This is a genomic window from Cedecea sp. B1(4), from assembly GCF_059414925.1.
On the sequence record NZ_JCAHMZ010000004.1, the window covers coordinates 368,445 to 394,099 of the forward strand.

Genomic DNA, 25,655 nt, shown 5'->3' on the forward strand with positions numbered 1-25,655 from the left:
AGCCAGATGGCTGCCTTTTTTGCGTCTCAGTGAGCTTACGCTTGCTGAGCGGACTGAATCGCGGTCAGAGCGATGGTGTAGACGATATCGTCCACCAACGCGCCACGGGACAGATCGTTAACCGGCTTGCGCATACCCTGCAGCATTGGCCCGATGGAGATCAGGTCTGCAGAACGCTGTACCGCTTTGTAGGTGGTGTTCCCGGTGTTCAGGTCAGGGAAGATGAACACGGTCGCACGGCCCGCAACAGGAGAGTTTGGTGCCTTAGACTTAGCCACGTCAGCCATAACCGCAGCGTCGTACTGCAGTGGACCGTCGATAACCAGATCAGGGCGTTTTTCCTGAGCGATACGGGTTGCTTCACGCACTTTCTCAACGTCGCTACCCGCGCCGGAGTTACCGGTGGAGTAGGAGAGCATTGCGACGCGTGGGTCGATACCGAAGGCGGCTGCGGAGTCAGCGGACTGAATCGCGATCTCTGCCAGCTGTTCTGCGGTTGGATCCGGATTGATCGCGCAGTCGCCGTAAACGTAAACCTGTTCAGGCAGCAGCATGAAGAACACGGAAGAGACCAGAGAACTGCCCGGTGCGGTTTTGATCAGCTGCAGCGGTGGACGGATGGTGTTGGCGGTGGTGTGAACCGCGCCGGAAACCAGGCCGTCAACTTCGTCCTGCTCAAGCATCAGGGTGCCCAGCACAACGTTGTCTTCCAGCTGTTCGCGGGCAACAGCTTCGGTCATACCTTTGCTCTTACGCAGCTCAACCAGACGGGCAACATAGCTTTCGCGAACCACTTCTGGGTCAACGATTTCGATGCCTGCGCCCAGCTCAACGCCCTGCGCCGCAGCAACACGGGTGATTTCATCCGGGTTACCCAGCAGAACACAGGTGGCGATGCCGCGCTCAGCACAGATGGCTGCCGCTTTTACGGTACGCGGTTCGTCGCCTTCCGGCAGCACAACGCGTTTACCGGCTTTGCGAGCCAGTTCGGTCAGCTGGTAACGGAACGCTGGAGGAGACAGACGACGGCTGCGCTCGGAGGTCGCGGTCAGGGATTCGATCCAGTTAGCATCGATGTGGCTGGCCACATATTCCTGCACTTTTTCGATACGCTGATGGTCGTCGGTTGGGACTTCCAGGTTGAAGCTCTGCAGGCTAAGAGAGGTCTGCCAGGTGTTGGTTTCAACCATGAACAGCGGCAGGCCGGTGGCAAAAGCACGTTCGCACAGCTTGCTGATGCGTGGGTCCATTTCGTAACCACCGGTCAGCAGGATAGCGCCGATTTCCACGCCGTTCATGGCGGCCAGGCAGGCAGCAACCAGCACGTCCGGGCGATCTGCGGAGGTAACCAGCAGAGAGCCAGGGCGGAAGTGTTCCAGCATGTGCGGAATGCTGCGCGCACAGAAGGTAACGGACTTCACGCGGCGGGTGTTGATGTCGCCTTGGTTAACGATGGTTGCGTTCAGGTGGCGAGCCATGTCGATTGCGCGGGTGGCAATCAGCTCGAAGCTCCACGGCACGCAGCCCAGAACCGGCAGCGGGCTGTCGGCAAACAGCAGCTTAGGATCGATGTTAGCGATGCTTGCTTTGCTGGAGTCGTCGAAGATTTCAGACAGATCGGGACGGGTGCGGCCTTGCTCATCAACCGGGGCGTTCAGCTTGTTGATGATGACGCCGGTGATGTTGGTGTTCTTGCTGCCGCCGAAGCTGCTGCGGGTCAGTTCGATACGCTCTTTCAACTGCTCCGGAGAGTCATTGCCCAGAGACATCACGAAGACGATTTCTGCGTTCAGGGTTTTGGCGATTTCATAGTTCAGCGCCTGCGCAAACTGGTGTTTACGGGTTGGCACCAGGCCTTCAACCAGTACAACTTCAGCATCTTTGCTGCTGTTGTGGTAGTTGGCGATGATCTCTTCCATCAGCACGTCCTGCTGGTTGCTGGACAGCAGAGACTCAACGTGGCTCATGTGCAGCGGCTCAGCGGCCGGGATGGTGGAGTTAGCACGGATGATGCTGGTGGTCTGGTCCGGCGTATCGCCACCGGTACGCGGCTGGGCGATAGGTTTGAACACGCTCAGGCGAACGCCTTTTTGTTCCATAGCACGGATAACGCCAAGGCTTACGCTGGTAAGGCCGACGCTGGTTCCGGTAGGGATCAGCATAATAGTACGGGACACGGTATAACCTCTTTCGTTTTCGCGAGCAGATATGCTCACTCGACTCAGAAAACAACACCGCCAGCTAAGGCTGGCGGTGAGGGAATCAGGCGGTCAGGCGGGATGCATCCTGAGCGATGACCAGCTCTTCGTTGGTGGTGATAACCACCGCAGGGCGGGTGCCTTCCTTGTTGATGAAGCCAGACTTGCCGAAACGTGCAGCCAGGTTGCGCTCGTGATCAACATCGAAGCCCAGTACGCCCAGTTTGCCCAGGGACAGTTCGCGCACCATCGCGGCGTTTTCACCGATACCGCCGGTGAAGACAACGGCGTCCAGACGACCTTCCATCAGCGCGGTGTAGGAACCGATGTATTTCGCCAGACGGTGGCAGTAAACGTCCATTGCACGTTTAGCGTCTTCTTTGGTTGCGTAGTTGTCTTCAACGTAACGGCAGTCGCTGGTCACTTCGGTCAGACCCAGCAGGCCGGACTCTTTGGTCAGCATTTTGTTGATGTCTTCTACGCTCATGCCCAGGGCATCGTGCAGGTGGAAGATGATAGCCGGGTCGATGTCGCCGGAGCGGGTACCCATCACCAGACCTTCGAGCGGGGTCAGACCCATGGAGGTATCAACGCATTTGCCGTTACGGATTGCAGAAACGGAACCGCCGTTGCCCAGGTGGCAGGTGATGATGTTCAGTTCATCAACCGGCTTGTTCAGCATTTTTGCGGCTTCCTGAGTCACGTAGAAGTGGCTGGTGCCGTGTGCGCCGTAGCGACGAACGCCGTGCTCTTTGTACAGTTTGTATGGCAGAGCGTAGAGGAAAGATTCTTCCGGCATGGTCTGATGGAACGCGGTGTCGAACACGGCAACGTTTTTATCAGCCAGGTTAGGGAAGGATTTCAGGGCTTCAGCGATACCGATCAGGTGAGCCGGGTTATGCAGCGGTGCAAAAGAGGCTGAATCTTTGATACCCTGAATCACGGAATCATCGATAACTACGGAGCTGGTGTATTTTTCACCGCCGTGTACGATACGGTGACCAATTGCGGTCAGCTGAGCGGACAATTCTGGTTTTTCTGCCAGAATTTTATTAACGATGAAGTTAAGAGCTTCGCTGTGAGCGGCACCTGCACCCAGAGCCGCTTCTTGTTTAGCGCCGTCCAGCTTCCACTTGATACGGGCTTCAGGAAGGTGGAAACACTCTGCTAAACCAGAAAGGTACTCTTCACCGTTTACAGCATCGATAATTGCGAATTTCAGGGATGAGCTACCGCAGTTCAGAACCAGTACTAGCTTACTCGACATGGAAGTACCTATTTTTGATACGTGGCTAAAAAAACGTCAGTGAGTCTATCAGCGTAGCGCATGATGACGCGGACATTTATGATTAACGTCATGCCGGAAGCGTTTTTCGGCATGGCGAATAAAATTACTCAGAGTTTACGCCATATTCCTGAAGCTGCAGGTCACGGCGATGTAAAAGAATGTTTGACAGCTTGTGGTTTCCCAACTACGGCCATCAAAGGCCGGCACAGGGTAGCAGATAGCGGCTCGGAAAGACAAAATTTTTTGAACGATGTCATTTAGAGTTGTTGAGTTGCAGTATTATTTTATTTTTTATACGTAGAGTTGAGGTATGAGCCATGTCGACACCCCAGAATAGCCATGTAAGCTGGTTTAGCCTGTTCGGACGTGGGCAACAATACTCGAAGACCTGGCCGCTTGATAAGCGTCTGGCGCCGGTATTTATCGAAAACCGCGTGATACGCGCCACCCGCTATGCCATCCGCTTTATGCCGCCGCTGGCGGTATTTACCCTGACGTGGCAAATCGCGTTGGGTGGCCAGCTTGGCCCGGCGGTGGCGACGGCACTCTTTGCCTGTAGCCTGCCGATGCAAGGGCTATGGTGGCTGGGTAAGCGCTCGGTCACGCCATTACCGCCGTCGACGTTACAGTGGTTTTATGACGTTCGCATGAAGCTTCAGGAAGCCGGACAGGCGCTGGCACCGGTGGAAGGTAAGCCAGATTACCAGGCGCTGGCGGATGTGCTGAAGCGCGCGTTTAAGCAGTTGGATAAAACTTTCCTGGATGATTTGTAATTACCCTGCGGTTGCGCATATAAAAGAAGGCATACTTTCTTACAGGTTATCCTCGTCGTAACCTGCATTTTTCCATGTACCAAAGGAGCCAGGAAATGGAAATGACCCACGCGCAACGTCTGATTTTATCTAACCAGTATAAGATGATGACGATGATGGACCCGGATAACGCCGAACGCTATCGTCGTCTGCAGACCATCATCGAACGTGGCTATGGCCTGCAAATGCGCGAGCTGGATCGCGAGTTTGGCGAGCTAAAAGAAGAAACATGCCGCATCGTTATCGACATCATGGAAATGTATCACGCCATGCATGTCTCCTGGACAAACCTGAAAGACAGCAAAGAAATCGATGAACGCCGCGTCACCTTTATGGGCTTTGATGCCGCCACCGAAGCCCGCTTCCTCGGCTATGTTCGTTTTATGGTGAATATTGAAGGCCGCTATACCCATTTTGATGCCGGCACCCACGGTTTCAACGCCCAAACCCCAATGTGGGACAAATACCAACGAATGCTGAAAGTGTGGCACGCCTGCCCACGTCAGTATCACTTAAGCGCCAACGAGATTGCGCAGATCATTAACGCCTGAGGAGAGACGCGGAGTGAAGTGTAAAGGTTTCTTGTTTGATTTGGATGGTACGCTGGTTGACTCCCTTCCCGCCGTTGAACGCGCGTGGGTAAACTGGGCAAAGCGTTTTAATATTTCCCCGGAAGAAGTATTAGGCTTCATCCACGGCAAGCAGGCGATTACCTCACTGCGCCACTTTATGGCCGGTGCTTCTGAGGAAGAGATTCAGCAGGAGTTCCTGCGTCTGGAGAAACTTGAGTCTGAAGATACCGGAGGCATTGTCGCGCTGCCGGGCGCTGCGGAGCTGCTGGCTCATCTTAACGAAGCGGGTATTCCGTGGGCCATAGTCACCTCAGGTTCCGTGCCGGTGGCATCCGCTCGTCGCCTGGCTGGTGGGCTGCCAGAGCCGGAAGTGTTTGTGACGGCGGAACGCGTCGCACGCGGTAAACCTGAGCCGGATGCCTATTTGCTGGGAGCGCAGCTGCTTGGCCTGGAGCCGGAAGAGTGCGTGGTCGTTGAAGACGCGCCAGCAGGCGTGCTTTCAGGGCTGGCTGCCGGTTGCCACGTGATAGCCGTTAACGCCCCGGCGGATACACCCCGGCTTGAGCACGTGGATTACGTTCTGACGTCCCTCACCGAACTGCTCGTCCAGAAATCCCCAGACGGAGTCGTCGAAGTGTTAAGAAAACACTAATCCCATGATTTAACCCCGCATTTGCGGGGTTTTTTTATGGCATTCTCATCTACATTCAATTCACCAATATTCAGCCATTCAGGGAATCGTTTTGAATTCGGAACTCATTTGGGTGTTGTCGTTACTGGCGATTGCCGTTCTGCTGTTCGCCACCGGAAAAATGCGTATGGACGCGGTGGCGCTATTGGTGATTGTCGCTTTTGTGCTCAGCGGAACATTAAGCCTCAGCGAAGCATTTTCCGGCTTTAGCGATCCCAACGTGATTCTGATTGCCGCGCTGTTCATTATTGGCGACGGGCTGGTGCGCACCGGTGTAGCCACCAAGATGGGAAGCTGGCTGGTGGACGTGGCGGGCAGCAGTGAAACCAAAATGCTGGTCCTGCTGATGGTGACGGTGGCCGGGTTGGGGGCATTTATGAGCTCCACCGGCGTGGTGGCGATTTTTATTCCGGTGGTGCTTAGCGTTTCTATGCGCATGAAAATTTCGCCTTCCCGGCTGATGATGCCGCTCAGTTTTGCCGGGCTGATAAGCGGCATGATGACGCTGGTTGCGACGCCGCCTAACCTGGTAATCAACAGCGAACTGCTTCGTGAGGGGCTGGAGGGGTTCCAGTTCTTTAGCGTGACGCCGATTGGCCTGGCGGTGCTGGTGCTGGGCATCCTTTATATGCTGGTGGCGCGTTTCGCGCTCAAAGGGCAGGGCGAAGAGGCAGGCAAAGAGAGCTGGAAGCGCCGTTCATTTCGCGATCTGATAAAAGAATATCGCCTGACCGGGCGGGCTCGTCGGTTGGCTATCCGCCCTGGCTCACCGATGGTTGGCCATCGTCTGGACGATTTAAAGCTGCGTGAACGCTATGGCGCGAATGTGATTGGCCTGGAGCGCTGGCGCCGCTTTCGGCGCGTTATTGTCAACGTGAGCGGCGGTACGGAATTCCGCGCCCGCGATGTACTGCTGATTGACATGTCGGCCTCAGAGGTTGATTTGCGAGAGTTTTGCGGGGAGCAAATGCTGGAGCCAATGATCCTGCGGGGGGAATATTTTTCCGATCAGGCGCTGGATGTGGGGATGGCAGAAGTTTCTCTGCTGCCAGAATCAGGGCTCACCGGGCAGACTTTGCGAGAAATGGCTTTCCGAACCCGCTACGGCCTTAACGTTGTTGGCCTGCGGCGGGCGGGCGAAGCCATGGAAGGATTGCTGGTGGATGAACCTATCCAGTTGGGCGACATTATACTGGTGGTTGGTGACTGGAAACTGATCAACCTGCTTTCGCAGCAGAACCGTGATTTTCTGGTGCTGAGTCTGCCTGTGGAAGAGCAGGATGCCTCCCCGGCCCACAGCCAGGCACCTCATGCGATTTTCTGCCTGGCGTTGATGGTGGCGCTGATGCTGACCGACGAAATACCCAATCCAATCGCCGCGATTATCGCCTGTTTGTTGATGGGCAAATTCCGCTGTATTGATATGGAAAGCGCCTATAAGGCGATTCACTGGCCGAGCATTATTCTGATTGTCGGGATGATGCCTTTCGCTTTAGCGCTGCAGAAAACCGGTGGGGTGGATCTGATCGTTCATGGGCTGATGGAGTTTGGCGGCGGCTACGGCCCATATATCATGCTGGTGTGCCTGTTTGTGATGTGTGCGGCTATCGGGTTATTTATTTCTAATACCGCCACGGCAGTATTGATGGCGCCTATTGCGCTGGCTGCGGCTAAATCAATGGGGGTGTCGCCGTATCCGTTTGCGATGATTGTGGCGATGGCGGCTTCTGCGGCGTTTATGACGCCAGTCTCTTCCCCAGTGAACACGCTGGTGCTGGGGCCAGGAAACTATAAGTTCAGCGACTTCGTAAAGCTCGGCGTGCCGTTTACCGTCATTGTGATGATCGTGAGCGTAGTGATGGTGCCGATGTTATTCCCGTTCTGATATTTACCCTTATCCCGGCCTCCTCCCTGTCAGGGAGAAGGGGAAAACATTATCCTGATTTCGCTTCGGCAGATGGGCGTGTTTAAAGCGGCGAATCCTGGCTGATTTCATCCAGCGAAAGCTGGAAGCTCGGCACAAAGACCCGCATAAAATAATCCATCTCCGGGCTGTGGCGGTCGGCCAGCGTTTTTTCCAGGCGACTTTTCGCCAGCAGAAACTCGTTGTTCCCGGCCGACAGCTCCTCCAGGCACTTCAGATAAGCGCATAATGCATCGGCCTGCTTCACCAGCGCTTTCTCTTCTTCACTGTAGCTGTGCTCATCAATCAGCGGCGCCCAGATATCACGAAGCTCTTCCGGCACCATTTCGATCAGTTTTTGCTGCGCAATCTTTTCAATGGCTTTGTATTCATGGGCAATTTGCGAGTTGAAGTATTTTACCGGCGTGGGGAGATCCCCGGTCAGCACCTCGCTGGCGTCGTGATACATCGCCAGCAGCGCAATACGTTCGGCATTTACGTTGCCGTTAAACTTGCGATTTTTGATAGCGGCAAGGGCGTGGGCAACCATGGCGACCTGCAGGCTGTGTTCAGACACGTTCTCGGTGCGGACATTCCGCATTAGTGGCCAGCGGCTAATCAGTTTCAGGCGGGAGAGGTGGGCAAAGAAATGGCTCTGACTCATGACGTTCTCGCGGTAACAACTTGGTGACGTCATTGTGAGGGGAGAAAGGGGGCATTGCAAATGCCCCCGAACGGCTTACTGATGGTAGTGTCCGAGGAAACGTCCCAGCTTAGCTATCGACATTTCCAGATCATCAATGCGCGGAAGAGTGACAATACGCACGTGATCCGGCCGCGGCCAGTTAAATGCCGTACCCTGAACCAGCAGAACCTTTTCCTGCAGCAGGAAGTCCAGCACCATTTTCTGGTCGTCATGAATATTGAAGCGCTTTGCGTCAATTTTCGGGAACATGTACAGGGCCCCACGAGGTTTAACGCAGGAGACGCCAGGAATTTCGTTGATCAGCTCCCAGGCACGATTACGCTGTTCGTACAGACGGCCACCAGGCACGATAAACTCGCTAATGCTTTGATACCCCCCCAGTGCGGTCTGAATAGCATGCTGCGCAGGGACGTTGGCGCACAGGCGCATCGAGGCTAACATTTCCAGACCTTCAATATAGCCTTTAGCGTGTTTCTTCGGCCCGTTGAGCACCATCCAACCCTGACGGAAACCGGCAACGCGATAGGTTTTTGACAGGCCGTTGAAGGTAATGGTTAACAGATCCGGTGCCAGGGCTGCGATCGAGTGATGCTGGGCATCGTCATAAAGGATTTTGTCGTAAATCTCATCGGCAAAGATGATCAGATTATGCTGACGCGCAATCTCGACAATCTCTAACAGCAATTCTTTGGAGTAAACGGCGCCGGTAGGGTTGTTTGGGTTAATAATCACAATGCCACGCGTGCGTGGGGTGATTTTAGCGCGGATATCGTCGAGATCCGGGAACCAGTCAGAACTCTCATCACACAGATAATGCACGGCTTTGCCGCTGGACAATGAAACGGCAGCTGTCCAAAGCGGGTAGTCCGGCGCGGGAACCAGCATTTCGTCACCGCTGTTTAGCAGCGCCTGCATCGACTGGACGATCAGTTCGGAAACGCCGTTCCCGATATAAATATCTTCCGTAGTGACATCCCGCATCCCACGAGCCTGATAATGCTGCATGATGGCTTTACGGGCAGAGAAAAGCCCTTTGGAGTCGCAATATCCCTGGGCGGTTGGAAGATTACGGATCACATCAACAAGGATTTCATCCGGCGCTTCGAATCCGAACGGCGCGGGGTTGCCGATGTTGAGCTTAAGCACTTTGTTGCCTTCTTCTTCAAGGCGTTTTGCCTCTTTGAGTACCGGGCCACGGATGTCATAACAGACATTATCAAGTTTGCTGGATTTTTCGATGGGGGACATGAAGCTTCGACCTTTGTTGTTAATTTCGCGTCCTGCCGTGGAAGCGCACCGCCACAATGTACTCCTGCTTCAGCGAGATTTGAAGGATGGGGCTTGAAGAAATGCAATTTATCTTTACAGCACAATGTATAAGCACGCAATGCGATTTAAAAAAGTAAATGGTTAAAAGATCTATAAATTTTAGTTAGTTTGGTTTTATAAGCTAACGATGTCTCTGTGTTGTAATGGTATTCACTGCCTATTGCTTCGTACGGAGGGGGAGGTGCTGTCAATGTGAATGCGTTGTCGCTAAACATAAGGAAAAATTAATATTCATGCCTGAAATATTAAGGGATCAATGAAAATGTAGTTAAAGAGATGTATATCAAAAGATTGGTCAATGTAATAGATAAATGCCTCGGCACTAATTAAGTGTCTTTTATTATACTGTGTGGCTGACTTCAAAAAACGTTGTAAATAATCAACGGGGTGGAAACCACAAAAAGAGAATAAGATCAGATAATTCGTAATAAGTGTTATAAAACATCATGTTTTACTGTAAGATGCACTACGAAAAATGGTAGGTTTTGGATGCGAAGGACTGTGCCAACGCCATGGTCTTGCTGGTGTCTTAAAATATTTCTATTATTATTCAACTGGTTGTGTGTTTTGGCCGGTTTAAGCCTGCCGTTATGCTCCAGCCCGTTAAATAATCATATAAAAGCTTATTAAAAGTCGTTTTTCGACGCTGGTTTACCTTTATAACACAGTTTTAAAATAGTTAACTGGTACGATGAGTTGGTGTTTTTTTCTTATCCTGACCTGCATAATATCCCGTTAAGGCGTGTTTTAGATAATTGAGATATGCCCGGGAATACAAAAATAACAAACAGAAGCGTCGCTAACGTATGCGGCCAAGACTACCGGAGACATTCGGTAAAAGGAATTGCTTTATCTCTTTGATAAATCATAGCAATACAACCAGGGCAGACTCGAAAGAGCAACCTATTAGTGAATAAATTATGATTAACGCAAATCGTCCGATACTGAACCTCGACCTCGATCTGCTGAGGACATTCGTTGCGGTCGCCGATCTCAATACCTTTGCGGCAGCGGCAGCGGCAGTGTGCCGTACTCAATCCGCTGTAAGCCAACAGATGCAGCGCCTTGAGCAATTAGTTGGGAAAGAGCTTTTTGCCCGACATGGTCGCAATAAACTGCTCACCGAGCACGGCATTCAACTGCTGGGCTATGCGCGTAAAATCCTACGCTTTAATGATGAAGCGTGCTCTTCACTGATGTTTAACAACCTGCAAGGGTCCCTTACCCTTGGCGCCTCCGATGAAACGGCGGACACCATCCTGCCGTTCCTGTTAAACCGCATCAGTTCGGTTTACCCCAAGCTTGCGCTGGATGTCAGGGTCAAACGCAACCCCTTTATGATCGAAATGCTTAATCAGCATGAGGTCGATTTGGTGGTGACGACATCAAACCCTTCTCACTTTGATGCCATTGTCCTGCGAACCTCGCCTACGCTGTGGTACTGCGCCGCTGATTATGTCTTTCAAAGTGGGGAAGCGCTGCCGCTGGTGATGCTGGACGATCCAAGCCCGTACCGCGATATGATGCTCGAACATCTTGATGCCAGCCAGACGCCATGGCGTATTTCTTATGTCGCTTCTACGCTTGCCGCGGTCAGGGCCGCCGTAAAAGCGGGGTTAGGCGTAACGGCCAGGCCGGTTGAAATGATGAGTCCGGAACTTCGTGTCCTGGGTGCGTCAGAAGGGCTGCCCATTTTACCTGAAACCCAATATTTGCTGTGTAAAAACCCCGAAAGTGGTAATGAGCTGGCGCAAGCGATCTTCACCGCGCTGGCGACGCCGGAAAACCCATACCGCTATAACACCGCAGGAAGTGAAGGGGATGACACGCTGCTGGTTGAAGGGGATTTTGAGTAGCAGTAGGTCGACTAGTTAGTAACAAAATATTAAAGATACAAAATGGGTCGTTGGTGGTTTTTTTTACGCCAACGGCCCATTTTTTATACCTGATTTTCATTAAATCACCGGGGTACTCATCTTTTCTAACAAATTCAATATATTGGTTGTGTGTTTATTTTTGCTCATTTTGCGAGCAAGGACTTCATGCAAAGGCCAGGTAATGTTAAAAAACGCATAACAATGTTGCTTCTTTTTGAAGTGGATTAACAAAAGCGTGTCTCAGATCAAGAAAATACTCCCTCTTGGGGGGAGGAATAGTTGAGATTTCCTGCCAAAATATAGGGGCTGTTTATCTTTTCACACGGAACGGACACGATTCACCCTCATCTAAATCTGGTCTTTACGCGAGTGTTGATGAGTTTTAACGCATTAAATGTTAATGAATTGCTGTCGGTGTAAATTAATGTGTGGATACTTTTGTTAAAGTTGACAAAAGGTTATAGAAAGGAGTAAAAAACCCCATCAATTGGCTGCCTACGTATTATTTCCGGTAGTTATTGTACGGTTGATTGTTCCTCCCCATGAATCGATGTGGCGTTCATCTGCCAACAAGAGCAGAGACTTTGGCGCCACTTTTGATGAGTAAGCAATGAGTATGTCAACATCCACTGAAGTTATCGCTCATCACTGGGCGTTCGCTGTCTTTCTTATTGTCGCCGTTGGCCTGTGTTGTTTGATGCTTGTCGGGGGCTGGTTCCTTGGCGGACGAGCTAAGGCACGGCACAAAAACACCCCCTTCGAGTCGGGCATCGACTCCGTTGGTACGGCGCGTCTACGTCTCTCCGCCAAGTTTTACCTGGTCGCCATGTTCTTCGTTATTTTTGACGTGGAAGCCTTGTATCTCTACGCGTGGTCAACTTCTATCCGTGAAAGCGGCTGGATTGGCTTCGTCGAGGCCGCAATTTTCATTTTAGTGCTACTGGCTGGTCTGGTTTATCTGGTGCGCGTTGGCGCTCTGGATTGGACTCCTGCGCGTTCGCGTCGTGAGAAAATCAACCCGGAAACAGACAGTCTCACTAACCGTCATACGCAGTAATAGCGAGGCAATAAGATGGACTATACGCTCACCCGCATAGACCCCAACGGTGAGAATGACCGTTACCCCCTGCAAAAGCAGGAGATCGTAACCGATCCCCTCGAACAAGAGATTAACCGCAGCGTTTACATGGGCAAGCTCGAGCATGCTATGCACGATGTGGTGAACTGGGGTCGCAAAAACTCAATCTGGCCATACAACTTTGGTCTTTCCTGCTGCTATGTAGAGATGGTGACTTCGTTTACCGCTGTACATGACGTGGCGCGTTTCGGTGCAGAAGTTTTACGTGCTTCTCCTCGTCAGGCTGACCTGATGGTGGTGGCCGGTACCTGCTTCACCAAAATGGCTCCGGTAATTCAGCGCCTTTACGATCAGATGCTGGAGCCTAAATGGGTCATTTCCATGGGCGCCTGCGCTAACTCTGGCGGCATGTACGACATCTATTCCGTTGTGCAAGGTGTCGATAAATTTATCCCGGTTGATGTGTATATCCCAGGTTGCCCGCCGCGTCCGGAAGCCTACATGCAGGCGTTAATGCTGCTGCAGGAGTCTATCGGTAAAGAGCGCCGCCCGCTGTCGTGGGTCGTTGGCGATCAGGGTGTTTACCGCGCCAACATGCAGTCCGAGCGTGAGCGTAAGCGCGGCGAGCGTATCGCGGTCACCAACCTGCGGACGCCGGACGAGATTTAATTAGCGCCTGCGGTCAGTGAGCGTCTTTGTATATCAATAATATAAAAACAAAGACACTGAACGCAGTCACCACAGAACCATTTGCAATGGTGAGAACTATGACCGATTTAACCGCGCAAGACGCCGCTATGCCAGCCTGGCAGACAAGGGATCACCTGGATGATCCGGTCATTGGCGAATTGCGTAACCGTTTTGGGCCGGATGCCTTTACCGTTCAGCCAACCCGCACCGGGGTGCCCGTCGTTTGGGTTAAGCGTGAACAGTTACTGGAAGTGGTCGATTTCCTTAAGAAATCACCAAAACCCTACGTTATGCTGTTCGACCTGCATGGCATGGATGAGCGTCTACGCACACACCGCAACGGTTTACCGGCTGCGGATTTTTCCGTTTTCTACCACCTGATTTCCATTGAACGCAATCGCGATATCATGCTCAAGGTGGCGTTGTCTGAAAACGATCTTAACCTGCCGACGCTGACCAAACTCTTCCCAAACGCCAACTGGTACGAGCGTGAAACCTGGGAGATGTTTGGCATCACCTTTAATGGTCACCCGCACCTGACGCGCATCATGATGCCGCCGACCTGGGAAGGCCACCCGCTGCGTAAAGACTACCCGGCGCGCGCCACCGAATTCGATCCGTTTATCCTGACTAAACAGAAAGAAGATCTGGAAATGGAAGCGCTGACCTTCAAGCCTGAAGAGTGGGGCATGAAGCGCAGCAGCGAACATGAAGACTTCATGTTCCTGAACCTGGGGCCGAACCACCCCTCCGCGCACGGTGCTTTCCGTATCATCCTGCAGCTGGACGGCGAAGAGATCGTCGACTGCGTGCCGGATATCGGCTACCACCATCGTGGTGCTGAGAAGATGGGTGAGCGTCAGTCCTGGCACAGCTACATTCCGTATACCGACCGTATCGAGTACCTCGGCGGTTGCGTCAACGAAATGCCTTACGTGCTGGCGGTTGAAAAGCTGGCTGGCATCGTCGTGCCGGAGCGCGTTGAAGTTATCCGCGTTATGCTCTCTGAGCTGTTCCGTATCAACAGCCACCTGCTGTACATCTCCACCTTTATTCAGGACGTGGGCGCCATGACGCCGGTCTTCTTCGCGTTTACCGATCGTCAGAAAATCTACGATCTGGTGGAAGCGATTACCGGTTTCCGTATGCACCCGGCCTGGTTCCGTATTGGCGGCGTTGCACACGACCTGCCGAAGGGCTGGGAACGCCTGCTGAAAGAGTTCCTGGAGTGGATGCCGAAGCGCCTGGATTCTTATGAGAAAGCCGCGCTGCGCAACACCATTCTGAAGGGCCGTTCCCAGGGCGTTGCAGCCTATACCGCGAAAGAAGCGTTGGAGTGGGGCACCACCGGTGCTGGCCTGCGCGCCACCGGTATCGACTTCGACGTGCGTAAGGCTCGCCCTTACTCCGGCTACCAGAACTTCGATTTCGAAGTCCCGGTTGGCGGTGGCATCAGCGACTGCTACACCCGCGTTATGCTGAAAGTTGAAGAGCTGCGCCAGAGTCTGCGCATCCTTGAGCAGTGTCTGAAAAATATGCCAGCCGGCCCGTTCAAAGCGGATCACCCGCTGACTACGCCGCCGCCGAAAGAGCGCACGCTGCAGCATATCGAAACCCTGATCACTCACTTCCTGCAGGTTTCCTGGGGCCCGGTCATGCCGGCCAATGAATCATTCCAGATGATTGAGGCAACGAAAGGGATTAACAGTTACTACCTGACCAGCGACGCTAGCACCATGAGCTATCGTACCCGTATTCGTACCCCGAGCTTTGCGCACCTGCAGCAAATTCCGGCGGCGATCCGTGGCAGCCTGGTTTCTGACCTGATTGTCTATCTGGGTAGTATCGATTTTGTAATGTCTGATGTGGATCGCTAACTATGCACGATAACCAACAAAACCAGGCTGAAGCTTTTGAGCTGAGTGCGGCAGAGCGTGAGGCGATTGAGCACGAGAAACACCATTACGAAGATGCCCGCGCGGCCTCTATCGAAGCGCTGAAAATCGTTCAGAAACAGCGCGGTTGGGTGCCAGATGGTGCCATCTACGCGATTGCTGACGTGCTGGGTATCCCGGCGAGCGATGTAGAAGGTGTGGCCACTTTCTATAGCCAAATATTCCGCCAGCCGGTTGGCCGCCACGTGATTCGCTACTGCGACAGCGTGGTTTGCCATATCACCGGTTACCAGGGCATTCAGTCGGCTATCGAAGCCAAACTGAACATCAAGCCGGGCCAGACTACGTTTGACGGCCGCTTTACCCTGCTGCCAACCTGCTGCCTGGGGAACTGCGACAAGGGGCCGACCATGATGATTGATGAGGACACTCACAGCCATCTGACGCCGGAAGCCATCCCTGACTTGCTGGAGCAGTATAAATGAAGACGATTATTCGTACTGCCGAAACCCATCCGCTGACCTGGCGTCTGCGCGATGACAAACAGCCGGTCTGGCTTGACGAATACCGTAGCAAAAACGGCTATGAAGGCGCGCGTAAAGCGCTGACCGGCATGGCGCCAGATGAAATCGTGACTGCGGTAAAAGACGCTGGCCTGAAAGGGCGCGGCGGCGCGGGCTTTTCCACCGGTTTGAAGTGGAGCCTGATGCCGAAAGACGAGTCCATGAACATCCGTTACCTGCTGTGTAACGCCGATGAAATGGAGCCAGGCACCTATAAAGACCGCCTGCTGATGGAGCAACTGCCGCACCTGCTGGTGGAAGGCATGCTGATTTCCGCTTTTGCGCTGAAAGCATACCGTGGCTACATCTTCCTGCGTGGTGAGTACATCGAGGCGGCAGACCACCTGCGTCGCGCGATTGCCGAAGCCACCGAAGCGGGCCTGCTGGGTAAGAACATCCTGGGTTCCGGTTTCGATTTCGAACTGTTCGTACACACCGGAGCCGGGCGTTATATCTGCGGGGAAGAAACCGCGCTGATTAACTCCCTGGAAGGCCGTCGTGCGAACCCACGTTCTAAGCCACCGTTCCCGGCATCAAGCGGCGTTTGGGGTAAACCGACCTGTGTAAACAACGTCGAAACCCTGTGTAACGTCCCGGCTATTCTGGCTAACGGCGTGGAGTGGTATCAGGGCATTGGCGGCGGCATGAGTAAAGATGCCGGCACTAAGCTGATGGGCTTCTCTGGCCGCGTGAAAAACCCTGGCGTCTGGGAATTGCCGTTCGGCACAACCGCTCGCGAAATCCTGGAAGAATACGCCGGCGGCATGCGTGATGGCCTGAAGTTTAAAGCCTGGCAGCCGGGTGGGGCGGGGACCGACTTCCTGACGGAAGCACATCTCGACCTGCCGATGGAATTTGAAAGTATTGGTAAAGCAGGCAGCCGTCTCGGTACGGCGCTGGCAATGGCGGTTGACCATGAAATTGGTATGGTGCCGCTGGTGCGTAACCTGGAAGAGTTCTTTGCCCGTGAATCCTGCGGCTGGTGTACACCGTGCCGCGATGGTCTGCCGTGGAGCGTAAAAATCCTGCGCGCGCTTGAGCGCGGCGAAGGACAGCCGGGGGATATCGAAACCCTCGAGCAGCTTTGCCGTCATCTGGGTCCAGGTAAAACCTTCTGTGCCCACGCGCCGGGTGCCGTTGAGCCATTGCAGAGTGCGATTAAATATTTCCGCGACGAATTCGAAGCAGGCATTGCCAAACAGGATTACGGAAATCTGCGTGCCATTAATGGTATTCAGCCGAACCTGTTAAAAACGCGCTGGTGATAGACAGCTTTTCACCCTCACCCTAACCCTAACCCTCTTCCTGAGGGAGAGGGGATAGACCGGTGATTTTCTCCCTCTCCTGGGGGAGAGGGCCGGGGTGAGGGCGAAGGTGGTTCGCACAAGAATTTTTGATTAACGCCTGAAGTTATTCAGGCCAACTGGAAGCATGCTGACTATGGCTACGATTCATGTAGACGGCAAAGAATACGAGGTCAACGGAGCAGACAACTTGCTGGAAGCTTGTCTCTCCCTCGGTCTTGATATTCCTTATTTTTGCTGGCATCCGGCGCTGGGCAGCGTCGGTGCTTGCCGCCAGTGTGCGGTGAAGCAATATCAGAACGCGGAAGACACTCGCGGTCGCCTGGTGATGTCCTGTATGACACCGGCCTCCGACGGGACCTTCATCTCTATTGATGATGGCGAAGCGAAACAGTTCCGTGAAAGCGTTGTGGAATGGTTGATGACTAACCACCCGCACGACTGTCCGGTCTGTGAAGAGGGCGGCAACTGCCACCTGCAAGATATGACGGTGATGACCGGTCATAGCTTCCGTCGCTACCGCTTTACCAAGCGTACTCACCGCAATCAGGATCTCGGTCCGTTCATCTCTCATGAAATGAACCGCTGTATCGCCTGCTACCGCTGCGTGCGTTACTACAAAGACTACGCAGACGGTAAAGACCTGGGCGTTTACGGCGCGCACGATAACGTCTACTTCGGTCGTCCGGAAGACGGCACACTGGAAAGCGAGTTCTCCGGTAACCTGGTAGAAATTTGCCCGACCGGCGTATTCACCGACAAAACGCATTCCGAACGCTACAACCGTAAGTGGGATATGCAGTTCGCGCCGAGCATCTGCCAGCAGTGCTCGCTGGGCTGTAACACCAGCCCGGGTGAACGTTACGGCGAACTTCGTCGTATTGAAAACCGCTACAACGGCACCGTGAACCACTACTTCCTGTGCGACCGCGGCCGTTTCGGTTATGGCTACGTGAACCTGAAAGACCGTCCGCGTCAGCCAATTCAGCGCCGTGGTGATGACCTCATTACCCTGAACGCCGAACAGGCAATGCAGGGTGCGGCGGATATCCTGCGTCAGTCGAAGAAAGTGATCGGCATCGGTTCTCCGCGCGCGAGCGTGGAAAGCAACTTCGCTCTGCGCGAGCTGGTTGGCGCTGAAAACTTCTACACCGGTATTGCAGCCGGTGAGCATGCTCGCCTGCAGCTGATGCTGAAAGTGCTGCGTGACAGCGGCGTTCACACGCCTGCGCTGCGTGAAATCGAATCTTACGATGCGGTGCTGATCCTGGGCGAAGACGTTACCCAGACCGGCGCTCGTGCTGCCCTGGCTATCCGCCAGGCAGTCAAAGGCAAGGCGCGTGAAATGGCAGCGGCTCAGAAAGTGGCTGACTGGCAGATCGCCGCAATCCTGAACATCGGTCAGAACGCTAAGCATCCGCTGTTTGTCACTAACGTGGATAGCACTCGCCTGGATGATATCGCCGCATGGACTTACCGTGCACCGGTTGAAGATCAGGCTCGCCTTGGTTTTGCGATTGCGAATGCGCTGGACAGTAACTCTCCGGCGGTTGAACTGGATCGTGACCTGAAAAACAAAGTGGACGTTATCGTGCAGGCGTTGGCCGGTGCGAAGAAGCCCCTGATTGTTTCCGGAACGAACGCCGGTAGCGAAGCGGTGATTCAGGCTGCGGCCAATGTGGCTAAAGCGCTGAAAGGCCGCGGTGCAGACGTCGGCGTCACCATGATTGCTCGCGCGGTTAACAGCGTTGGCCTCGGCATGATCGGCGGTGGCTCTTTGGAAGAGGCTCTGAGCGAGCTGGAAAGCGGCGCTGCCGATGCGGTAGTGGTGCTGGAAAACGACCTCCATCGCCATGCTTCCGCTGCCCGCGTAGATGCGGCGCTGAGTAAAGCCCCTTTGGTAATGGTTATTGACCATCAGCGTACGGCCATCATGGATAAAGCACACCTGGTGCTTTCTGCAGCGAGCTTTGCAGAAAGCGACGGGACGGTGATTAACAATGAAGGTCGCGCCCAGCGTTTCTTCCAGGTTTATGACCCGGCTTACTACGACACCAGCGTGACGATGTTCGAAAGCTGGCGCTGGCTGCACTCCCTGCACAGTACCGTGCAGAGCCGTGACGTAGACTGGACGCAGCTTGACCATGTGATTGACGCCTGCGTGAAGGTATTGCCTCAGTTAGCCGGTATTAAAGATGCCGCGCCGGATGCTTCCTTCCGTATCAAAGGTCAGAAGCTGTCCCGTTCTCCTATCCGTTCGAGCGGACGCACCGCTATGCGCGCCAATATTAGCGTGCACGAACCGCGTCAGCCGCAGGATAAAGACACGATGTTTGCCTTCTCGATGGAAGGGAACAACAGCCCGCTGGCCGACCGTCAGCAGATTCCGTTTGCCTGGGCTCCAGGCTGGAACTCCCCGCAAGCATGGAACAAATTCCAGGCCGAAGTGGGCGGTCATCTGCGCCACGGCGATCCGGGCGTGCGCCTGATCGAAGCCTCTGAAACGGGCCTGGACTACTTCACTTCCGTGCCGGATACCTTCCACGCGGAAGAGGGCAAATGGCGAATCGCGCCGTACTACCACCTGTTTGGTAGCGACGAGATGTCCCAGCGTTCTCCTGTGTTCCAGAAGCGTATGGTTGAGCCTTACATCAAGCTGAACCCGGCCGATGCCGCGAAGCTTGGTGTTAACGCCGGAAGCCTGATCTCCTTCAGCTACGAAGGCCAGACGCTGAGTCTGCCGCTGCAGCTGTCCGAAGGTCTGGTTGCAGGGCAGGTTGGTCTGCCGATGGGGATGCCGGGGATTGCGCCAGTGCTTGCCGGTGCTCGTCTTGAAAATCTGCAGGAGGCTGCGCAATGAGCTGGCTGACACCGGAAGTTATCGACATTCTGCTGAGCATCCTCAAAGCGGTTGTCATTCTACTGGTCGTGGTGACCTGTGGGGCATTCATGAGTTTCGGCGAACGTCGTCTGCTCGGTCTGTTCCAGAACCGCTACGGACCGAACCGCGTAGGCTGGGGTGGTTCACTCCAGCTGGTTGCGGACATGATCAAGATGTTCTTTAAAGAGGACTGGATCCCTAAATTTTCTGACCGCGTGATCTTTACGCTTGCACCAATGATTGCGTTCACCTCGCTGCTGCTGGCCTTTGCTATTGTGCCGGTCAGCCCAAGCTGGGTGGTGGCGGATCTGAACATCGGGATCCTGTTCTTCCTGATGCTGGCGGGCCTGGCGGTGTACGCCGTGCTGTTCGCTGGCTGGTCCAGTAACAACAAATACTCCCTGCTTGGTGCGATGCGTGCTTCCGCGCAGACCCTGAGTTATGAAGTGTTCCTGGGGCTTTCCCTGATGGGCGTGGTGGCGCAGGCCGGTTCCTTTAATATGGCCGACATCGTCAACAACCAGGCACATCTGTGGAACATCATCCCGCAGTTCTTCGGCTTCGTGACCTTTGCGATTGCCGGCGTTGCGGTTTGCCACCGTCACCCGTTTGACCAACCGGAAGCCGAGCAGGAACTGGCCGATGGTTATCACATCGAATATTCCGGTATGAAGTTCGGTCTGTTCTTCGTCGGGGAATACATCGGCATCGTCACCGTTTCTGCACTGATTGTGACGCTGTTCTTTGGTGGCTGGCATGGCCCGTGGTTACCACCGTTCATCTGGTTCGCGCTGAAAACTGCGTTCTTCATGATGATGTTCATTTTGATTCGCGCCGCACTGCCTCGTCCACGTTATGACCAGGTGATGTCCTTCGGCTGGAAAGTTTGCCTGCCGCTGACGCTAATCAACTTGCTGGTGACCGCCGCGGTCATTCTTTACCAGGCACCATAAGGGGTGAAAAAACCATGACATTGAAAGAGTTAGTGGTTGGTTTCGGCACCCAGGTACGCAGTATCTGGATGATCGGCATGCACGCTTTCGCCAAGCGCGAAACCCGCATGTATCCGGAAGAACCAGTGTATCTGCCGCCGCGCTACCGTGGCCGTATCGTGCTGACGCGCGACCCGGACGGTGAAGAGCGCTGCGTTGCCTGTAACCTGTGTGCGGTAGCCTGCCCGGTAGGCTGTATTTCCCTGCAGAAAGCCGAGATGAAAGACGGTCGTTGGTATCCGGAGTTCTTCCGCATCAACTTCTCACGCTGCATCTTCTGTGGCCTGTGCGAAGAAGCCTGTCCAACCACCGCGATTCAGCTTACCCCGGACTTCGAACTGGGTGAGTATAAGCGCCAGGATCTGGTGTACGAGAAAGAGGATCTGCTGATCTCCGGTCCGGGTAAATACCCGGAATATAACTTCTATCGGATGGCAGGTATGGCAATCGACGGCAAAGATAAGGGCGAAGCGGAAAATGAAGCCAAGCCTATCGACGTCAAAGGCCTGTTACCTTAAGGAGTCAGGAATGGAATTCGCTTTTTATATCTGCGCCATTGTGGCCGTCCTGACGACCCTTCGGACGATCACTCACACCAATCCGGTGCATGCGCTGCTGTACCTGATCATCTCGCTGCTGGCGATCTCCGGGGTCTTTTTCTCCCTCGGGGCTTACTTCGCCGGTGCGCTGGAGATCATCGTGTACGCCGGGGCTATCATGGTGCTGTTTGTCTTCGTGGTGATGATGCTTAACCTCGGTAACGCGGTTCAGCAGCAGGAACGCGAGTGGCTAAAACCGCAGCTGTGGATTGGGCCTGGCGTCCTGTCTGCAGTCCTGCTGGTGGTTCTGATTTACGCCATCCGCACCGTTAACGACCAGGGTATTGATGGCACGTCCATCGATGCGAAGCAGGTCGGTATCGCGCTGTTCGGGCCTTACGTACTGGCGGTGGAGCTGGCCTCCATGCTGCTGCTGGCGGGTCTGGTCGTTGCGTTCCACCTGGGTCGTGAAGACCGTGCCGGTGAGGTGCTGAGCAATCGCCCTGCTGACATGGCCGTGAGAAGAAAAACGGAGGAGAACGTATGATCCCGTTGCAACATGGACTGATCCTCGCCGCCATTCTGTTCGTGCTGGGACTGACCGGGCTGGTCATCCGCCGCAACCTGCTGTTCATGCTGATCAGCCTGGAAGTGATGATTAACGCCGCCGCGCTGGCCTTCGTGGTTGCCGGCAGCTACTGGGGCCAGGCTGACGGTCAGGTGATGTATATACTCGCGATTAGCTTAGCTGCTGCCGAAGCCAGTATTGGCCTCGCGCTGTTACTGCAGCTCCATCGTCGTCGCCAGAATCTGAATATCGATTCAGTAAGTGAGATGCGTGGATGAACCTTCTCTGGTTAACCATTGTTCTGCCATTGATTGGCTTTTTACTGTTGGCATTTTCCCGCGGCCGTTGGTCAGAAAACCTGTCCGCAACCATCGGGATGGGCTCTGTAGGTCTGGCGGCGGTAGTCACCGCCATTGCCGGGGTTGATTTCTTTAACAACGGGCAGCAGGCGTTCACTCAGCCACTGTGGACCTGGATGGCGGTCGGTGATTTTAACATCGGCTTCAACCTGGTACTGGACGGCCTGTCCCTGACCATGCTTTCTGTGGTTACCGGTGTCGGCTTCCTGATCCACATGTTCGCTTCCTGGTACATGCGCGGTGAAGAGGGTTATTCCCGCTTCTTCGCCTACACCAACCTGTTCATCGCCAGCATGGTGGTTCTGGTCCTTGCCGACAACCTGCTGCTGATGTACCTCGGCTGGGAAGGCGTGGGCCTCTGTTCTTACCTGCTGATCGGTTTCTACTACACCGATCCGAAGAACAACGCGGCGGCAATGAAAGCGTTCGTGGTGACTCGCGTCGGGGACGTGTTCCTGGCCTTCGGCCTGTTCATTCTCTACAACGAGCTGGGCACGCTGAACTTCCGCGAAATGGTTGAGCTGGCACCGCAGCACTTCGCTGCCGGCAACCAAATGCTGACCTGGGCAACCCTTATGCTGTTAGGCGGTGCGGTCGGTAAGTCTGCACAGCTTCCGCTGCAAACATGGCTTGCGGATGCGATGGCGGGTCCAACCCCGGTTTCTGCGCTGATTCACGCGGCTACCATGGTTACCGCGGGCGTCTACCTGATTGCCCGTACCCATGGCCTGTTCCTGATGACCCCGGAAATTCTGCATCTGGTGGGTATCGTAGGTGCGATCACGCTGGTGCTGGCAGGCTTTGCCGCGCTGGTACAGACCGACATCAAACGCGTACTCGCTTACTCCACCATGAGCCAGATTGGCTACATGTTCCTGGCGCTGGGCGTGCAGGCGTGGGATGCGGCAATCTTCCACCTGATGACCCACGCGTTCTTTAAAGCGTTGCTGTTCCTGTCATCCGGTTCGGTGATTCTGGCGTGCCATCACGAACAAAACATCTTCAAGATGGGTGGGCTGCGTAAGTCTATTCCGCTGGTGTATGTCTGCTTCCTGGTTGGGGGCGCGGCGCTGTCCGCTCTGCCGCTGATTACCGCAGGCTTCTTCAGTAAAGATGAAATTCTTGCCGGTGCGATGGCAAACGGCCACATCAACCTGATGGTTGCGGGCCTGGTCGGGGCGTTTATGACCTCGCTCTACACCTTCCGCATGATTTTCATTACGTTCCACGGTGAAGAAAAAATTCACGCTCACGCAGGGAAGGGGATTACCCACCACCTGCCGCTGGTTGTTCTGCTGGTGCTGTCCACCTTCGTTGGCGCAATGATTGTGCCACCGCTGCGCGGCGTACTGCCGGAAACCACTGAACTTGCGCACGGCAGCGTGCTGACCCTGGAGATCATCTCCGGCGTCGTCGCCATTGCCGGTATCCTGATTGCCGCCTTCCTGTGGCTGGGTAAACGTACTCTGGTGACGTCGCTTGCGAACAGCGCACCGGGGCGTTTCTTCGGTACCTGGTGGTTCAATGCCTGGGGCTTCGACTGGCTGTACGACATGATTTTCGTCAAGCCATTCCTCGGTATTGCGTGGCTGCTGCGCCGTGACCCGCTGAATGCTTTGATGAATATTCCGGCAGTTCTCTCCCGCTTTGCTGGCCGCGGCCTGCTGGTGAGCGAGAACGGTTATCTGCGCTGGTATGTTGCGTCCATGAGCATCGGTGCCGTTGTAGTTCTCGGCCTGCTGCTGGTTCTGCGTTAACAGGATTTCTTCCATCCCCCTCTCTCTGTTGAGAGAGGGTCGGAGTGGGGCTTAATACCTCCTCTGGCGCTGGGAAGTGAGCGATGTTTAAGAATTATTTTGACTTAGGGACTCAAACGCCATGCTATTACCCTGGCTAATACTAATCCCCTTTATCGGCGGCTTCTTCTGCTGGCAGACCGAACGCTTCGGCGTGAAAGTGCCTCGCTGGATTGCGCTGATCACTATGGGGCTGACACTGGCACTGTCTCTGCAATTGTGGTTGCAGGGTGGCTATTCTCTGACGCAGTCGGCGGGTTTGCCGCAGTGGCAGTCAGAATTCATTCTGCAATGGATCCCACGTTTTGGCATTGAGATTCACCTGGCGCTCGACGGTCTGTCGCTGCTGATGGTGGTGCTGACCGGCCTGCTCGGCGTGCTGGCGGTACTCTGTTCCTGGAATGAAATCGAAAAATATCAGGGCTTCTTCCACCTCAACCTGATGTGGATCCTCGGTGGCGTTATCGGTGTGTTCCTTGCCATCGACATGTTCCTGTTCTTCTTCTTCTGGGAAATGATGCTGGTGCCGATGTACTTCCTGATTGCGCTGTGGGGCCACAAAGCCTCCGACGGGAAGACGCGTATTACCGCTGCAACCAAGTTCTTCATCTATACCCAGGCGAGTGGCTTGGTGATGCTGATTGCTATCCTGGGTCTGGTGTTTGTGCACTACAATGCGACCGGCGTATGGACCTTCAACTATGAGCTGCTGCTGAAAACGCCGATGTCCCACGGTGTACAGTGGCTGCTGATGCTGGGCTTCTTTATCGCCTTCGCGGTAAAAATGCCGGTGGTTCCTCTTCACGGCTGGCTGCCGGATGCGCACTCGCAGGCACCAACGGCGGGTTCCGTTGACCTGGCAGGTATCTTGCTCAAAACTGCGGCCTACGGCCTGCTGCGTTTCTCTCTGCCGCTGTTCCCTGAAGCGTCTGCTGAATTTGCCCCAATCGCCATGTGGCTGGGTGTCATCGGTATCTTCTACGGCGCGTGGATGGCCTTTGCCCAGACCGATATCAAACGCCTGATTGCTTATACCTCCGTTTCCCACATGGGCTTCGTGCTGATTGCTATATACACCGGCAACCAGCTGGCTTACCAGGGCGCGGTAATTCAGATGATTGCTCACGGTCTGTCCGCGGCGGGTATGTTCATCATCTGTGGTCAGCTTTACGAGCGTCTGCACACGCGTGACATGCGCATGATGGGCGGCCTGTGGAACAAAATTAAATGGCTGCCTGGCCTGTCGATGTTCTTCGCTGTTGCCACGTTGGGTATGCCCGGGACCGGTAACTTCGTCGGTGAATTCATGATCCTGTTCGGCAGCTTCCACGTTGTGCCGGTCATCACTGTGATTTCAACCTTCGGCCTGGTCTTCGCTTCTGTTTACTCCCTGGCGATGCTGCACCGTGCTTACTTCGGGAAAGCTAAGAGCGAAATCAGCGATAAACAACTGCCTGGCATGTCCATGCGCGAGTTCTTTATCATTCTGTTGCTGGTGGTGCTGTTAGTTCTGCTGGGCTTCTTCCCGCAGCCGATTCTGGATACCTCGCATTCTGCGATGAGCAATATTCAGCAGTGGTTTACCAGTTCACTTTCTACTACAAGGCCGTAATT

General features: G+C 54.4%; 22 protein-coding genes. 18 read left to right on the forward strand and 4 right to left on the reverse strand.

The features are described from left to right. Positions 1–35 precede the first annotated feature (35 nt). Together pta and ackA are read right to left on the reverse strand one after the other, a co-directional pair. A complete protein-coding gene (gene pta, locus ACR6JA_RS11385; protein WP_166872182.1) occupies positions 36–2,177 on the reverse strand; it encodes a phosphate acetyltransferase in 2,142 nt (713 codons plus the stop codon). 85 nt (positions 2,178–2,262) lie between these two features. Next, positions 2,263–3,465 carry an acetate kinase gene (ackA, locus tag ACR6JA_RS11390; RefSeq protein WP_154188127.1) on the reverse strand — a complete coding sequence of 401 codons (1,203 nt, stop codon included), beginning with the start codon at positions 3,463–3,465 and terminating at the stop codon, positions 2,263–2,265. Positions 3,466–3,543: 78 nt separating this feature from the next. Between ackA and ACR6JA_RS11395 the strand changes: the two genes are divergently transcribed. The 5 genes from ACR6JA_RS11395 (at position 3,544) to ACR6JA_RS11415 (ending at position 7,446) form a co-directional block, all read left to right on the forward strand. After that, positions 3,544–3,747, forward strand: coding sequence for a hypothetical protein (locus ACR6JA_RS11395; protein WP_157141428.1), 204 nt, complete (start codon positions 3,544–3,546; stop codon positions 3,745–3,747). A 56-nt stretch (positions 3,748–3,803) separates the two neighbouring features. Then, positions 3,804–4,259 (forward strand): terminus macrodomain insulation protein YfbV, encoded by a 456-nt coding sequence (gene yfbV, locus ACR6JA_RS11400; protein ID WP_494492786.1) that lies wholly within the window; start codon positions 3,804–3,806, stop codon positions 4,257–4,259. 95 nt (positions 4,260–4,354) lie between these two features. After that, on the forward strand, positions 4,355–4,849 hold the full coding sequence (locus tag ACR6JA_RS11405) for a YfbU family protein (RefSeq protein ID WP_008459766.1): 495 nt from the start codon (positions 4,355–4,357) through the stop codon (positions 4,847–4,849). Next, positions 4,827–5,522, forward strand: coding sequence for a sugar phosphatase (locus ACR6JA_RS11410; RefSeq protein ID WP_250153476.1), 696 nt, complete (start codon positions 4,827–4,829; stop codon positions 5,520–5,522). The genes ACR6JA_RS11405 and ACR6JA_RS11410 overlap by 23 nt, the downstream gene beginning before the upstream one ends. 91 nt (positions 5,523–5,613) lie before the next feature. Beyond that, the gene (locus ACR6JA_RS11415; RefSeq protein WP_494492787.1) at positions 5,614–7,446 is read left to right on the forward strand and encodes an SLC13 family permease; all 1,833 of its coding nucleotides are present in this window, start codon (positions 5,614–5,616) and stop codon (positions 7,444–7,446) included. 82 nt (positions 7,447–7,528) lie between these two features. Here ACR6JA_RS11415 and yfbR read toward each other — a convergent pair whose 3' ends face one another. Together yfbR and alaA are read right to left on the reverse strand one after the other, a co-directional pair. After that, positions 7,529–8,128, reverse strand: a complete 600-nt coding sequence (yfbR, locus tag ACR6JA_RS11420; RefSeq protein WP_166990925.1) for a 5'-deoxynucleotidase — start codon at positions 8,126–8,128, stop codon at positions 7,529–7,531. Between the two features lie 75 nt (positions 8,129–8,203). Then, positions 8,204–9,418, reverse strand: coding sequence for an alanine transaminase AlaA (gene alaA / locus ACR6JA_RS11425; RefSeq protein WP_494492788.1), 1,215 nt, complete (start codon positions 9,416–9,418; stop codon positions 8,204–8,206). A 1,001-nt stretch (positions 9,419–10,419) separates the two neighbouring features. Between alaA and lrhA the strand changes: the two genes are divergently transcribed. From lrhA to nuoM, 13 genes are all read left to right on the forward strand, one after another. Continuing rightward, on the forward strand, positions 10,420–11,355 hold the full coding sequence (gene lrhA / locus ACR6JA_RS11430; protein WP_213712794.1) for a transcriptional regulator LrhA: 936 nt from the start codon (positions 10,420–10,422) through the stop codon (positions 11,353–11,355). Positions 11,356–11,986: 631 nt separating this feature from the next. Continuing rightward, positions 11,987–12,433 carry an NADH-quinone oxidoreductase subunit NuoA gene (gene nuoA / locus ACR6JA_RS11435; RefSeq protein WP_008459773.1) on the forward strand — a complete coding sequence of 149 codons (447 nt, stop codon included), beginning with the start codon at positions 11,987–11,989 and terminating at the stop codon, positions 12,431–12,433. Between the two features lie 15 nt (positions 12,434–12,448). Beyond that, complete coding sequence (gene nuoB, locus ACR6JA_RS11440) at positions 12,449–13,123, forward strand: NADH-quinone oxidoreductase subunit NuoB (protein ID WP_008459774.1); 675 nt, start codon at positions 12,449–12,451, stop codon at positions 13,121–13,123. Between the two features lie 86 nt (positions 13,124–13,209). Then, complete coding sequence (gene nuoC, locus ACR6JA_RS11445; RefSeq protein WP_008459775.1) at positions 13,210–15,021, forward strand: NADH-quinone oxidoreductase subunit C/D; 1,812 nt, start codon at positions 13,210–13,212, stop codon at positions 15,019–15,021. Positions 15,022–15,023: 2 nt separating this feature from the next. Then, on the forward strand, positions 15,024–15,524 hold the full coding sequence (gene nuoE / locus ACR6JA_RS11450) for an NADH-quinone oxidoreductase subunit NuoE (RefSeq protein ID WP_008459776.1): 501 nt from the start codon (positions 15,024–15,026) through the stop codon (positions 15,522–15,524). Continuing rightward, positions 15,521–16,867, forward strand: a complete 1,347-nt coding sequence (gene nuoF, locus ACR6JA_RS11455) for an NADH-quinone oxidoreductase subunit NuoF (RefSeq protein WP_039305072.1) — start codon at positions 15,521–15,523, stop codon at positions 16,865–16,867. The genes nuoE and nuoF overlap by 4 nt, the downstream gene beginning before the upstream one ends. A 175-nt stretch (positions 16,868–17,042) precedes the next feature. Continuing rightward, a complete protein-coding gene (nuoG, locus tag ACR6JA_RS11460) occupies positions 17,043–19,766 on the forward strand; it encodes an NADH-quinone oxidoreductase subunit NuoG (RefSeq protein ID WP_494492789.1) in 2,724 nt (907 codons plus the stop codon). After that, entirely contained in the window at positions 19,763–20,740 is a 978-nt protein-coding gene (gene nuoH / locus ACR6JA_RS11465) for an NADH-quinone oxidoreductase subunit NuoH (protein WP_008459779.1), read from the forward strand. The genes nuoG and nuoH overlap by 4 nt, the downstream gene beginning before the upstream one ends. A 14-nt stretch (positions 20,741–20,754) precedes the next feature. After that, on the forward strand, positions 20,755–21,297 hold the full coding sequence (nuoI, locus tag ACR6JA_RS11470; protein WP_008459780.1) for an NADH-quinone oxidoreductase subunit NuoI: 543 nt from the start codon (positions 20,755–20,757) through the stop codon (positions 21,295–21,297). A gap of 10 nt (positions 21,298–21,307) precedes the next feature. Further along, a complete protein-coding gene (gene nuoJ / locus ACR6JA_RS11475) occupies positions 21,308–21,865 on the forward strand; it encodes an NADH-quinone oxidoreductase subunit J (protein WP_008459782.1) in 558 nt (185 codons plus the stop codon). Next, positions 21,862–22,164, forward strand: a complete 303-nt coding sequence (gene nuoK / locus ACR6JA_RS11480; protein WP_008459783.1) for an NADH-quinone oxidoreductase subunit NuoK — start codon at positions 21,862–21,864, stop codon at positions 22,162–22,164. Before nuoJ ends, nuoK begins: the two co-directional genes overlap by 4 nt. Continuing rightward, positions 22,161–24,002, forward strand: a complete 1,842-nt coding sequence (nuoL, locus tag ACR6JA_RS11485; RefSeq protein WP_039305069.1) for an NADH-quinone oxidoreductase subunit L — start codon at positions 22,161–22,163, stop codon at positions 24,000–24,002. Before nuoK ends, nuoL begins: the two co-directional genes overlap by 4 nt. Positions 24,003–24,123: 121 nt before the next feature. Continuing rightward, on the forward strand, positions 24,124–25,653 hold the full coding sequence (nuoM, locus tag ACR6JA_RS11490; RefSeq protein ID WP_213712789.1) for an NADH-quinone oxidoreductase subunit M: 1,530 nt from the start codon (positions 24,124–24,126) through the stop codon (positions 25,651–25,653). Positions 25,654–25,655: the final 2 nt, after the last annotated feature.

Coding starts and splice junctions, on each gene's coding strand:
- nuoB (WP_008459774.1), top strand. CDS start 12,449: ATGGACTATACGCTCACCCGCATAGACCCCAACGGTGAGAATGACCGT.
- nuoC (WP_008459775.1), top strand. CDS start 13,210: ATGGTGAGAACTATGACCGATTTAACCGCGCAAGACGCCGCTATGCCA.
- nuoF (WP_039305072.1), top strand. CDS start 15,521: ATGAAGACGATTATTCGTACTGCCGAAACCCATCCGCTGACCTGGCGT.
- nuoM (WP_213712789.1), top strand. CDS start 24,124: ATGCTATTACCCTGGCTAATACTAATCCCCTTTATCGGCGGCTTCTTC.
- nuoJ (WP_008459782.1), top strand. CDS start 21,308: ATGGAATTCGCTTTTTATATCTGCGCCATTGTGGCCGTCCTGACGACC.
- nuoA (WP_008459773.1), top strand. CDS start 11,987: ATGAGTATGTCAACATCCACTGAAGTTATCGCTCATCACTGGGCGTTC.
- yfbV (WP_494492786.1), top strand. CDS start 3,804: ATGTCGACACCCCAGAATAGCCATGTAAGCTGGTTTAGCCTGTTCGGA.
- nuoI (WP_008459780.1), top strand. CDS start 20,755: ATGACATTGAAAGAGTTAGTGGTTGGTTTCGGCACCCAGGTACGCAGT.
- lrhA (WP_213712794.1), top strand. CDS start 10,420: ATGATTAACGCAAATCGTCCGATACTGAACCTCGACCTCGATCTGCTG.
- ACR6JA_RS11405 (WP_008459766.1), top strand. CDS start 4,355: ATGGAAATGACCCACGCGCAACGTCTGATTTTATCTAACCAGTATAAG.
- nuoK (WP_008459783.1), top strand. CDS start 21,862: ATGATCCCGTTGCAACATGGACTGATCCTCGCCGCCATTCTGTTCGTG.
- alaA (WP_494492788.1), bottom strand. CDS start 9,418: ATGTCCCCCATCGAAAAATCCAGCAAACTTGATAATGTCTGTTATGAC.
- nuoG (WP_494492789.1), top strand. CDS start 17,043: ATGGCTACGATTCATGTAGACGGCAAAGAATACGAGGTCAACGGAGCA.
- yfbR (WP_166990925.1), bottom strand. CDS start 8,128: ATGAGTCAGAGCCATTTCTTTGCCCACCTCTCCCGCCTGAAACTGATT.
- ackA (WP_154188127.1), bottom strand. CDS start 3,465: ATGTCGAGTAAGCTAGTACTGGTTCTGAACTGCGGTAGCTCATCCCTG.
- nuoL (WP_039305069.1), top strand. CDS start 22,161: ATGAACCTTCTCTGGTTAACCATTGTTCTGCCATTGATTGGCTTTTTA.
- nuoH (WP_008459779.1), top strand. CDS start 19,763: ATGAGCTGGCTGACACCGGAAGTTATCGACATTCTGCTGAGCATCCTC.
- ACR6JA_RS11395 (WP_157141428.1), top strand. CDS start 3,544: ATGATTAACGTCATGCCGGAAGCGTTTTTCGGCATGGCGAATAAAATT.
- nuoE (WP_008459776.1), top strand. CDS start 15,024: ATGCACGATAACCAACAAAACCAGGCTGAAGCTTTTGAGCTGAGTGCG.